Annotated in this window: 12 protein-coding genes; 5 read left to right on the forward strand and 7 right to left on the reverse strand. The window is 43.8% G+C overall.

Features of this window, described 5'->3' with window-relative positions:
* From OQJ86_RS07820 to OQJ86_RS07850, 7 genes are all read right to left on the reverse strand, one after another.
* A partial coding sequence (locus OQJ86_RS07820; protein ID WP_265987411.1) for a vWA domain-containing protein occupies positions 1-1,419 on the reverse strand: 1,419 nt, incomplete at its 3' end.
* Positions 1,412-2,416, reverse strand: coding sequence for a vWA domain-containing protein (locus OQJ86_RS07825; protein ID WP_042605882.1), 1,005 nt, complete (start codon positions 2,414-2,416; stop codon positions 1,412-1,414). The genes OQJ86_RS07820 and OQJ86_RS07825, both read right to left, overlap by 8 nt.
* Complete coding sequence (locus OQJ86_RS07830) at positions 2,409-2,885, reverse strand: DUF4381 domain-containing protein (RefSeq protein ID WP_038881008.1); 477 nt, start codon at positions 2,883-2,885, stop codon at positions 2,409-2,411. Before OQJ86_RS07830 ends, OQJ86_RS07825 begins: the two co-directional genes overlap by 8 nt.
* A gap of 40 nt (positions 2,886-2,925) precedes the next feature.
* The gene (locus tag OQJ86_RS07835; RefSeq protein ID WP_265987412.1) at positions 2,926-3,852 is read right to left on the reverse strand and encodes a DUF58 domain-containing protein; all 927 of its coding nucleotides are present in this window, start codon (positions 3,850-3,852) and stop codon (positions 2,926-2,928) included.
* 14 nt (positions 3,853-3,866) lie between these two features.
* A complete protein-coding gene (locus OQJ86_RS07840) occupies positions 3,867-4,823 on the reverse strand; it encodes an AAA family ATPase (RefSeq protein ID WP_061034454.1) in 957 nt (318 codons plus the stop codon).
* Between the two features lie 178 nt (positions 4,824-5,001).
* Positions 5,002-5,727 carry a hypothetical protein gene (locus OQJ86_RS07845; RefSeq protein WP_265987413.1) on the reverse strand — a complete coding sequence of 242 codons (726 nt, stop codon included), beginning with the start codon at positions 5,725-5,727 and terminating at the stop codon, positions 5,002-5,004.
* Between the two features lie 19 nt (positions 5,728-5,746).
* Positions 5,747-7,123 carry a hypothetical protein gene (locus tag OQJ86_RS07850; protein WP_265987414.1) on the reverse strand — a complete coding sequence of 459 codons (1,377 nt, stop codon included), beginning with the start codon at positions 7,121-7,123 and terminating at the stop codon, positions 5,747-5,749.
* Positions 7,124-7,234: 111 nt separating this feature from the next.
* On the opposite strand from OQJ86_RS07850, the gene OQJ86_RS07855 reads away from it, so the two are divergent.
* The 5 genes from OQJ86_RS07855 (at position 7,235) to OQJ86_RS07875 (ending at position 12,076) form a co-directional block, all read left to right on the forward strand.
* On the forward strand, positions 7,235-7,978 hold the full coding sequence (locus OQJ86_RS07855) for a Crp/Fnr family transcriptional regulator (RefSeq protein WP_265987415.1): 744 nt from the start codon (positions 7,235-7,237) through the stop codon (positions 7,976-7,978).
* Positions 7,979-8,166: 188 nt separating this feature from the next.
* Positions 8,167-10,083 (forward strand): methyl-accepting chemotaxis protein, encoded by a 1,917-nt coding sequence (locus OQJ86_RS07860; RefSeq protein WP_042605878.1) that lies wholly within the window; start codon positions 8,167-8,169, stop codon positions 10,081-10,083.
* A 58-nt stretch (positions 10,084-10,141) separates the two neighbouring features.
* Positions 10,142-10,342 carry a restriction endonuclease subunit S gene (locus tag OQJ86_RS07865; RefSeq protein ID WP_038870355.1) on the forward strand — a complete coding sequence of 67 codons (201 nt, stop codon included), beginning with the start codon at positions 10,142-10,144 and terminating at the stop codon, positions 10,340-10,342.
* Between the two features lie 178 nt (positions 10,343-10,520).
* A complete protein-coding gene (locus tag OQJ86_RS07870; RefSeq protein WP_038870357.1) occupies positions 10,521-11,189 on the forward strand; it encodes a LuxR C-terminal-related transcriptional regulator in 669 nt (222 codons plus the stop codon).
* Positions 11,190-11,419: 230 nt separating this feature from the next.
* Positions 11,420-12,076: a LuxR C-terminal-related transcriptional regulator gene (locus tag OQJ86_RS07875; protein ID WP_038870359.1), complete on the forward strand. Its 657-nt coding sequence runs from the start codon at positions 11,420-11,422 to the stop codon at positions 12,074-12,076.
* Positions 12,077-12,179: the final 103 nt, after the last annotated feature.

Genomic DNA, 12,179 nt, shown 5'->3' on the forward strand with positions numbered 1-12,179 from the left:
TTGCTGCTGTTGCTGCTGTTGCTGCTGTTGCTGCTGTTGCTGCTGTTGCTGCTGTTGCTGCTGTTGCTGCTGTTGCTGCTGTTGCTTCAGTTTCTCCTCTACAACCGAAAGGTTCTTTTTCGCCGACTCAAAATCGGGCTTCTCCTCTACCAATTGTTTGTAGAGGTTTGCTGCATCATCAAGTTGACCGTTTTGAGCAAGTGCATTGGCGAGGTTATAACGTCCATCCAAAGTCGAGTTGTTTGAGAAAGCCTCAATGGCACTTTCATAATCACCGGCTTGATAGCTGGCAGCACCTTTCCAGTTTGGGTCGGTAAAGGTGTTTTGTGCCTTTTCGTACTCACCTTGTTGATAAAGCTGCTCGCCTTGCTGGTTTTGATTTAGGAACGCGCTCGCTTCTGCTTTTGGTGTCCAAGTCATTGGTAGTACGGTCGCAACCAGCACCCAAACCATACCTCTACGAAAGAGAAGGACAGCAGGAATCAATAGCAGTGGAAGCAACCAGAAACCGCTATTTGAGCGCGAATCTGTTTTTACATCCTCGCTTTGTTTCGCGGCAAGGTTGTTACCAGCATTATTGGTAAACGCGGCAATGTTCTCTACATCACGGTTATTATGTTGAATCGGAACGAATAATCCGCCAGTTTGCTTCGCCAGCGTCTGTAAATTTTTCAAATTCGTTTTCGCCACAACCGTATTGCCTTGTCGGTTCTTCATCAAAGAACCATCCGGAAGAGCAATTGGTGCACCATTTGATGTTCCGATAGCAAGCACTGACACTCTGACATCTTTACCATTTAACAACGCTAGTGAACGTGATAGCTCGGAGTCATCCAAATCATCTGCCAACACAACGATGTCACCTTGATTGACACCGGCTTGTGTAAATTGACCAAGAGCGGTTTCTATCGCGGATGGTAAATTCGAACCTTGGTAAGGCATCAGTTCTGGCGATAGATTCTCAATAATGCCAGCAAGTGTACTCGAATCGGTTGTGAGTGGGCTTAAGGTATAGGCGTCACCTGCGTAAGCGACTAAACCTGTCGAACCTTCTCTCCACTTCGGTAATAAATCTAACGCTTTATAGCGTGTTTGCGATAGTCGATTTGGCTTCACGTCCGTTGCGTACATAGAGCGTGACATATCCAAGACTAATACTCGGTTCTGGCTCAGTTCGAAACTTGGGCGAGTATTCGATTGCCAGCTCGGCCCTGCCAAAGCGATGCAGGCGGTCGCCCAAGCGAGTCCCCAGATAGCAAAGTAATGTTTGGTCTTGATGGAATGACCGAGCATTTTTGCCAAGTGCGGCGCTATCAAGGACGACTTCTTGGTTTTGTACTGGCTATTTAGGGCTAAGACGATAGGAATGACGAGCAAACCCAACAGCCAATATGGATATAAGAATATAAACTCAGCCATGTTTTCTCCTTAGAACAAACAGAAACACGGAAAGAACGAGTGCTGCGCTCAGTGGGTAAGGGAACCATTCAGATTGAGGTCGCCAAGTCTGAGTGTCGCTAGAGACGGGTTCTAACTGGTTAATTGTGTCGTAGATTTTTTCAAGTTCTTGCGCATCACGGGCACGGAAATACTGGCCACCTGTCATTTCGGCAATCTTAGTAAGTGTTTGCTCATCGAGGTCAGAAGCGGTGTTCACTTTACGAGACATGAAGAAGTCTTTCACCATCATCTCGCCCGCGCCCACCCCAACAGTGTAAATAGTGGCGTTGTATTTTTTTGCAATGTCTGCGGCTTCAAGTGGATCTAATACGCCTGCTGTATTGCTGCCATCACTAAGTAAAATCATCACACGTTGTGGTGCGTCGCTATCAACAAAGGTTTTGGTACCTAAGCCGATTCCGTCACCAATCGCTGTGCGTTGTCCAACCAAGCCAATCACAGTTTGATTGATTTGTTGCATCACGGTTTTACGGTCCGCCGTTAGCGGTGTTTGTAGGTAAGCATGATCGCCAAACAGAACGACGCCCAAACGGTCCCCGTCGCGCTTTTGAACAAATTCAGACAGGACTTTCTTCACGGCTGTGAGACGGTCAATGTACTCGCCATTGTCGTTCATGTCTTCTTTTTGCATTGAGCCTGACAAATCGACGACTAGCATCATGTCACGGTACTTCGGTTGGAACTCAACCGGGTCGCCATACCAAACCGGACGAGCACAAGCGATAACTAATAAAGCCCAGATAGCAATAGACAGTGCCTTCTGGGCTAACTGTTTTGGCTTGGTGCTGTGTTTGTTGTCAGGCAAGTAGGCCAGTTTGATTTCAGCTTGCTGAGTCTCTTCAGGGAAGAACTTATAAATCAGCCAAGGTAGGGGCAGCAAAAGAAGAGCCCACCACCAGACCAACTCAATGTTAAACCATTGAGAGAGGCTCGATACGAGATTTGCCTCAGTCACGAGTTTTTGCCTTTTTCTTCGGAGGCAAAGCGCTGTCAATCCAGAAAGCACAATCATCAATCAAATCTTGATGCTGTTCTTGACCAGATTTTTGGTAAAGCGCGGCTTGCCACTGTTGTTGTTTGTCTACGAATCGAGTTTCTTTGGTGTAGCTATCAAGAAACTCATACCAAGCAGAGCCTGTTAATGGTGCGATCTCTTCCCGAGGGAAGTAACTCAAAGCCGCTTGGCGGAGAACCTCTAATGCAGAAGACGGAGTATGTGGTGTGAGCGGGTTGGTCAACAATTTCAAAGCGGTCTTTTTAGCGACAAGACGTTTTGAACGCCATCTTAAGTACAACACGACAATTACGATGGAAAGAATTATCCCGCCCAGAACAGCCCACCATCCCCAAGCAAGTGGGAACCAATCTGGTGCATTCGGTAGGATTAAAGGTTCAAGGTTTAGGCTTTGGTTATTCGTTGTCATTATTACTACTGCTTGAATGTTATATATGTTGTTACTGTGGTTAGCTTAATTGCTGAATCAGGGGAAACCCACTAGACAGACTATTAAATGGAATCGCCATCGAGTGCCATTGTTGTTTGATGGCTTGCTGATGCTTATCGAAGTATGATTCCAATGCCTTTCGTTGTCCTTTTGAACCAAAGTTGAACCATTGACTTCGATGACCGTCAGACGCTTTCGCTTGACCTCGAAATTTGGTTTCACCTCGCTCTAAAGGGTCATAGAATTGGACTGCACGAACGCTGTTGTGTTGCTTTAGTCGACGCAGTTGAAGCAGCTCTTTCTCTTCCACTTGAGCAAAGTCGCTCAATAGAATGAGCTCACTGCCTTTCGGCGTAAGGTTGTGTAGCGTTTCAATGGCGCTCATGTATGGCAGCGTACGTGTGCTGTCAGCGTGTTGATTCGTAAGCAATTGATTGTGAGTATTCACTATCGCGTCAAGAATTCTTAGCCCTTGCTTTTGAAGAGAAGAAGGGCGGAACTCAATACATTGGGAACCATCATCTATCACCGCGCCGATGCGGTCTTTCTTGGCTAACGTCAGCCAAATCAAGACGCTAGCGAAGTGCGCCATTTGAACCGACTTCAATACATATTGCGAACCAAAGTACATGCTAGGGCTCAAGTCGATGTACAAGATCACCGCTTGCTCTTTGTCTTCAGCAAACAACTTGGTATGAGCTTTTCCCGTTCGAGCCGTGACTCGCCAATCGATACTGCGAATATCATCGCCCGCTTGATATTGACGCACTTCCATAAAGTCCATACCGCGCCCTTTTTGACGGCTGGTATGGTTACCACTCATTTGCGACCAAATACTCTGTGCTGGTGGTAGCCAACGAACGGATTGCGTCCGGTATTGAAGCAGCTCTTCAAGGGTTAATGTCACCCCATTCGCATGAGGTGGCAATGCATATGATGCAGACATGTCACCTACCTACGTTATGCGCTACCTACAAGATTAAGAAGCTTGTCGATAACCTGATTTGCTGTAATGCCTTCTGCCTGAGCGTGGTAGCTAAGCAGTAGACGGTGACGTAGCACAGGGTAAGCCATGGCTTGAACGTCTTCTGGTGAAACGAAGTCACGACCGGCTAGCCAAGCATGAGCTCGAGCACAACGGTCAAGGGCGATCGTTGCACGCGGGCTTACACCCATAGATAGCCATTTCGCAAGCTCTGAGTCGTAATCGCTTGGCTGTCGAGTCGCCATCACAAGACGAACGATGTATTGCTCAATCGCATCTGCCATGTGGATGTTGAGTACTTCTTTGCGTGCGGTGAAGATGTCTTCTTGGCTCAAGCTTGGACGTTCAATCGTCGCTTCGCCTTTTGCCTCACCACGGTTGATGCGCAAGATAGCCAACTCGTGTTCCGCATCTGGATAATTCACATCAAGGTGCAACAAGAAACGGTCGAGCTGCGCTTCTGGCAGCGGATAAGTTCCTTCTTGTTCTATCGGGTTTTGCGTCGCCATTACCAAGAAAAGTTCGGGTAGCGCATACGTGTTGCGGCCAGCCGTTACTTGCTTTTCTGCCATGGCTTCGAGCATTGCTGCTTGAACTTTGGCCGGCGCACGGTTGATTTCATCGGCAAGGATCAAAGAATTGAAAATCGGACCAGACTGAAAGGTAAATTCGCCCGTTTCAGGACGGAATATATCTGTACCCGTTAAGTCGGCAGGCAGTAGGTCGGGCGTAAATTGAATGCGGTGGAAATCGCCCTCGACACAATCAGACAGGGATTTTACAGCTCGTGTTTTTGCAAGACCTGGAGGACCTTCAACCAAGATGTGCCCATCGGCAAGTAGAGCGATCAGTAACTGTTTTACCAGATCATGTTGACCAATGATCTGGGACTCTAAATAGCTTTGAAGCGTTTCGAAGTTCGTTTTGTGCATTTTGTGGACTCTCTGGGTATCCATTTGATTCTTATTTTGTGTATTGGTCACTCATTCGTAGGGAAAAGTTCCAGTACGCCCGTGTAATTTATCTTTCCAATATTGGGATCTTGCTATGGTTTACAAGCTGTTGGCGAGAAACTATCAATCAGCAACGCATATTTTGTTATCTATGTTCTCAAAAGGCATGTTTTAGCGTGAGCCAAAAGTTGTCATCTTCATCCGTATTCATCGCCACACTCGAATCTTTGGTGATGTTGTGCCCGACCTGTGTGACAAGTTCAAACAAACGGATCTTTCGCCCTTTTATACTATAGGTATATTGAGGCACTAAGTTAACGAACCAATCGCTAGTGACTTGCCAGCGTATAAACGTATATAAGGTCAAGATTGATGTGTTTGGGAACACAGAGTTATTTGCTGCTTCATTTTCTGTCCAAGTTTCACCGTACAGAAATGCTGGATTCACTCTCAAATTCTCTAAAACGGGAATAATCTGTATGGCCCCGAGTGAAGCGCGATTGACCGCAATAGAGCCCGTATTATTGCGTTGGGCGTCAAGAAATAACCCAGTACCACTAGGTTTGTAGATAGAGAAATGACGTAAATGCACGGTTTCAAAATCGTCCTTGAATTGAAGAAAACTGTTGTGTCCCAACACACTGTCGGGGCTATTAAACCCGATTTGTCCAATTGCTCCATATCCATTGGTGCCAGTTCGTAAGCCTATAAATGAACTAAGAGCGGTAGGATCGTCGAGATCTTCGATCGTTTTAGGGGGTGTAGGTGATGCGTAAACACTAGTAATTAAGAGTATTAACAACAGAAACAGCACGAGCTTTAATAACATAGCGACCTCTGGATTAGAATAAATGTGAATCAATGGCAGGATAGAACCTGCCATTCTTAATGAGAGCTTGGGGTTAGTCTTCGTTACATGGGAACATGAGTTCGAAGTTGTTTGTGGTGGTATAGAAGGTTCTCGGGTAAAACTCTCTCATCACAGGGGCTATATCTTTGTCCTGCTGAATATTTTGTATGGCGTGAGAAAATGTCGGAGAGGCAAGCATGTGGCGAATTTGAACGATTGACGCGTCTTTATCGATAATGCCATCGCCATCATCGGCCATTGGCAGCCAACCAATACCACATTGAGTAAAAGCATTGCGAGGTCTGTCTGATTTGCGACTTACGGCAATGGTATAGTAACCGTCTTTGTCGACAGGAATTCGTTCATCATAAAGGCAGTCATTGACTTTGGTAACGGCAAATCCTTTGTTGGAACAAACGGACCAATAGCGAAGTTCACCGTTGCCCATGGTTTTGCTACCTTGGAAAGTCTTAGGTGTGATAGGGGCTTTGGCACGTAGCACAAATACTGGACCATGCTTGCGGTTAACGACAGTTCGAATGTAGTTGTTATCTAGATTTGGATAAAAGCCACCAGAAGTACGTCTTGCCTCTGGGTTTATGTTTCCTGTATAGATTCCTAGCAAACTTTGGCGATCTAACTGGATGTGCCAAGTCGCTGGATTCGTAGCAGGGAAACCGGCAGGTTTGTTGGGCTGAGTCACCAGTTTTCGGTACTTTTCTACTGGTATCCCTAAAGCGTTCAACTTCGCTGCTAATGGTTGAGAGCTGTTCAGGGCGTCGCACGCTTCTGGGCCTCTTAGCTCTTTACCTGACGCAAGTGTTACGACGGGCTCTGGCAGAGCAGCGTTTGCGGTGCCATCACTGTTTTCATCTTTTGCATAGATACGATAAATCAGTACTTGCTGATTGGCGGATGACTTTGGTGTGTGCAGTTCATCAGATTCAACACCTTCACGAGTTTGGCCTGCGGTGTAGTCTTTTGTTGGCTCCGAATCGAGAATTCTAACTTGATAGCTTCTAAATACACTGTCTCGTTGACTCCCGTTTCTAAAGGGATTTACGCTGCTTTGGCTCGGTTTAATCATATAGTCAGGTAAGGATTGAACTGGTCTTCCTCGATCGTCGTAGCTGATTAATGACATATAGCGGGAGTGGGGAAATTGGCCTTCTAATCTCAGTGTTGCGCCTTCTGGCACGGTGAAAGCGGACCCCCAATATTTTACGGCAGCATCAGGGTAGGCAACGTTGATGTATGGATCGGCTGAGACCGGGCCGTAGCGAAAAAAGCACGTTCTTTCTCCTGGAATTCCCTCAAAATGATCATCGGCGACAGATGCAGTACTCCATGTCGCGCAGGTTAATAGAACGCCTAATATCGAGACGTGACTGAGTAATCTTCGGTGTGTTTTTAAGCATGGCATTAGCATTATTGAATCCTCTTCTCACAGCCTTGTTGCTTTTACTGGCTTTTCTTATCGGATAATTGTTAGTCTTTCGTAACAATTGATTAACAACATATCGAAGATAGGATGAGAACAATGTCTAAAAACTTACATTCTCATGTTGAGTTTCCACTTGGTCAGTTGGAACAAGATGCTTTGCTTTGTCAGATCTTAAATGAAGACCCAACGCTTCAACGCTTAGAGAAAAGTGCGATTGAAGAAATGATTTTGTCGGCAAAAATTGAGACTTATAAGATGCCAACGTTGCTACATTCAGCTCATAAATCCGTTGACACAATGCGGCTTGTTATATGCGGTCATATTGAGTTAGCGAGCTGCAGTGAAGGTGGTGACGAAGCTTGCATTGCGATGCTGGGGCCGAGCAGTTGGTTGACATGGGTAGGTTGTTTTGAGAATGAACCTACCAACCATGATTTCTATTCATCTTCTGATGCTGTGATCATTGCTATACCAGTCAAGAAAATGAGAGAGATCGCCTCGCGTTATCCTATTTTATATCAGATTGCGATTCACGAAATCAGTTTCCGTTTCCGATTACTTATGGAGTGGACAACCGAATCTGTCCTTTTAAAGAATGAATACCGGGTGGCAAAGTTATTGTATTTGGTGAGTCGATTAAACGCACCCCATGGAGAGTCAAGTCCTATCTTATATACCCAAAACAAACTCGCCCATTTATCTCGATGTACTCGTCAGACACTAAGCCGTTCTCTGCAATGTTTGTCTAAAGAGGGCATTATTCAAATTGGCTATCGACGAATAGACATCATCAATCAAGATAGGTTAAACGCGTTTATTGCACAGGGATTGGCAGATTAAGCCAGAAAAGATTCGTTAAAGAAGAAAGCGTTTCTGTTACATTATTTTTGCAGATTTTTGTGAGATTTTTCTCTAGTTTTGTAGGATTGGGCCGATATAGATTCCGAGCCGTGCATAGCAAATACTTATGCACCAAGTTTACTCTGTTCAGAATGCAGATAACGAGTGATTCTTTTAAAGGTCCAAATATGTTGAAACTTACTTCTCTGAGTATCAAACAAAAGGTGGTACTCGGTATTACTTTTGCTGTTTTAGCCTCGACTATTATTGTCGGTGTCATGGCGCAGCGCCACGCCCGAGAGGTGCTTAGTCACCGTTTGATTGACATTGAATTGCCTGCGATGTTGCAGCAAATCAATACCGAAATTGACCGTGAAGTTGTCCAAATGCAGCAAGCGGCAAAACAGTTAGCAACCAACGAATTTGTGGTTGAAGCCCTATCTACGACCGACCGTAACCCCATAGTTGAAGCGCAACTCGTTCAGCAACTCAATAATGTGAAATCTCAATATGAGTTAAACGATGCGTCTGTAGCAAACCGCCAAACCGCATACTACTGGAACCAGAACGGCTTTCTACGTCAACTCAATCGCTCACAGGATGGGTGGTTTTTTGGGTTCACCTCTTCGGGCCAAGACACGTCAGTGAGCGTGTTCCAAGAGTCCAATGGTGACGTGAAAATGTTTGCTAATTATCAAGATGTGAATGGCATCTCGATGTCTGGTTTGTCAAAATCGATGGATGATATGGTGTCGCTCCTGAATGGCTTCAAGATTGAGAAATCAGGCTATGTTTTCCTAACGAATAGTAAAGGTGACATCCAAATCCATCGCCAGCAAGGCAAAAATAAAACCTCAATTGGCCAACTGTTTGGAAGAGACGCTTCTCAGCTGCTTAACAAAGGTCATTTCAATCTCGTTACTACCGAATTTGAAGGCCAAGATATGTTTGTATCTAGCCTGTATGTGCCATCAATGGATTGGTTTGTGGTTGGTGTCGTGCCAGTGAATGAGGTATTTGCTGACCTTGATGCAACAGCAGAGAAAATGTTGTTTACGACAGCAATCGTGGCGCTAGTCTTCATCGCAATGGGTATTTTGCTAGCAAACAGCATTACTAACCCAATTCGCCAAATTGCAGACCGATTCACTGACCTTGGTGAAGGGGAAGGCGATTTGGCTCAGCGTATCGAAATCAAAGGTAACGACGAGATTGCTCAGCTATCAAAAGGCTTTAATGGCTTTATTGAAAAGATTCACGCGACTATGAAAGAAGTGTCGTTAACCAGCGGCGCATTAAGCCAAGCTGCAGACAGTGTATCCAGCAAAGCCACATCAACGCACGATAATAGCCAAGAGCAGCGCGACCAAACAATTCAAGTGGTAACGGCGATTAACCAGATGGGTGCGACCATCAGTGAGATTGCCTCTAACGCTGCAACCGCTGCGGATACAGCAAACCAAGCATCTGATAACACACAGACAGGTCGCCAAGTGGTTACTCAAGCGAAAGAAGTGATCAGTCGCCTTGCCGATGACGTTGAAACGACCAGCATGGTAGTGACGCAATTAGCAACCACTACCAAGGATATTGGATCTATTTTGGATGTGATTCGTGATATCTCTGAGCAAACCAATTTACTTGCGCTGAATGCGGCAATTGAAGCTGCACGAGCAGGGGAGCAAGGTCGTGGTTTTGCTGTCGTCGCTGACGAGGTTCGAAACCTTGCTTCACGCACTGCTGTCTCTACCGAAGAGATTCAGAAGATGATCAACCAGCTTCAAAGTGACGCTCAAGATGCAGTGACTGCAATGGAAGCGGGTAAAGCGGTAACATTCGAAGGCGTTGCCTCAACTGATGAAGCGGTTGAAGTGTTAATGAACATCTCTGAGCGTATTGCCGATATCTCTGACCGAAACACACAAGTAGCGACGGCAACCGAAGAACAGTCAACGGTTGTACATACCATCAATCAGAATATTGAAGAAATCAATGCGATTAATGAAATGACCACGGCTACAGCTGAAGAGTTGGCAAGTGCAAGCCAAGACCTACAAGAGCTATCCTCTCGTTTGGATAAGATGGTTGGTAGCTTCAAACTCTAGAGTTGGATAGAATAGGCCTAATTTACAAGTTTAACGACTATATATTTAGGTAAGTACTATGAATGACTTCGAAAAAGAACTAGAACAGATTTCACAAGAAGCTGCTCAAGAGCCGGAAGTAAAGCTTCCTTCTTTAGAAGAGCAAAAGCAAATCGCTGCTGAACTGAAGAAGCTAGAAGCTGAAGGAAAGCTGACGCCAGAGGTTCTTGAGCAATACTTTGGTAAGTTCAATCAGAAAAATTCAACACCAGTGCACTAATAAAGGGGGAGTTTACGAACTCCCTTTTTCATACCTACCCATTAACTCACCTTCTTTAACTAGCTTTTAATCAATAAGTTATTCTTTGTTACTACTTTTTTTCATACTTGACAATACTGCTGCTCTATCTAAATCTATTGCTTATTTAAATCAAAATAACTAAAGGGCTGCAAAAGAGATGGAGTGTAAAAGTACAAGGAACGTCATATTAATTACTGAGGACAGTTTGCAGTCGTCTTTGCTTAAAGATGTTCTCGAAACCAAACTCAGTATTAACGTTGTTTTGATTACCCCAGAGAAGCTCAGTGAGCCCTTAAATTGCCACGGCTCAGCTTCGGCAACCTTAATCGATTACAGTGTGGTTTCAGATGAAATCTTTGCTCGTTATGTAGAATTCAAGAAAACTGAGCTAAAAGACACGATTGAAGTGCTGATCAATTGCGATAAAACCATTTCAACAGAAGAGCTGTTCGTTTGGCAGAATCTTGCCGGAATTTTCTATACATCGGATGATATTAATAATCTTCAAGTTGGAATTGGCAAAGTTTTACAGGGCGATATGTGGTTTAGCCGTAAGTTTTCACAACAGTATATTACGCACTTACGTCGACACAGCAGACCAGTTAATAAGAGCATGTCCGCAATTTTGACGAAAAGAGAACAGCAAATTATTACCTTCTTATCAATGGGGGCTTCGAATCAACAGATTGCTGAGCAACTATTTGTGAGTGAAAATACTGTGAAAACCCATCTCCACAATATTTTTAAGAAGATTGACGTGAAAAATAGAGTTCAAGCATTAATTTGGGCTAAAGAAAATATGTCTGGTTTATCAATAGCAGTATAAATTCAGCTAAGTTAGCGTTTATTTCTTCTAAATTGCGATGTAGATCTATCATTCATTTTTAATATGTAAGGAGTGTTTCTTTTATGAGAAACACTTTTTTTGTTTATGATTTTAACCAAATTGCAATTTAAAAAAGTATCAAATAACTCTACTCTATCGTCTAGCACTTAGATATGAGTTTAGGTGCTCAGCAATAACTATTAAATTCAGAATATTAAGTTAGTGAAAGTATGAGAAACATTATGGAACAGTATAAGGAAAGGCCCGAGATCCTAATGATCACTCAACAAAGTCTGCAGAGTGAAAATTTTAAGGAGATGCTTTCTAAAAATACAGAAACCAAAATAACCATCATCGATAGTAAAAATCCAAGCTACCACGAATTGATTCCTGAAGAGTATTTCCTGTTAGTTGATTTCTCTGTAGAAACACCATCTGATACTTTGGTTTATCTGAAAGATAATGAAAAAGTGCTAGGAACAATTATGTTAAACCTAGGGCATGAGCTTGATACAGAAGAATTAGCGTCATGGCCACATGTTAAAGGTATATTCGGTCCAAGCGATTCGATGGCGAAACTTTGTCAAGGACTTAAAGCGATTATTGATGGTGATAATTGGCTATCAAGACGACTACTTGAACAACTTTTGACTTATTACAAAGGTAAGGAGTCAAACTATGTTATTGAGCCAGCGATAGAAGTTGAACTTACTCGAAGAGAGGTACAAGTTCTTCAGATGTTGAAAGACGGTGGTTCTAATATGGAAATAGCAGATTCACTGTTTATTAGTGAGCATACGATTAAATCTCACCTTTACAACATATTCAGAAAAATTGAGGTTAAAAACCGCACCCAAGCGACAAGTTGGGCGAAGAGAAACCTTTAGTACTACTTTTAACTTTTTGTTTTAGATGTTGTTTATATCTAAAAGTACCACTTTTTGTAGTGTTAAAAATATTGATAGTTTGAAATATCAATCCATATTCAAA

This window comes from Vibrio sp. Sgm 5 (assembly GCF_026241575.1).
GTDB lineage: Bacteria > Pseudomonadota > Gammaproteobacteria > Enterobacterales > Vibrionaceae > Vibrio > Vibrio jasicida.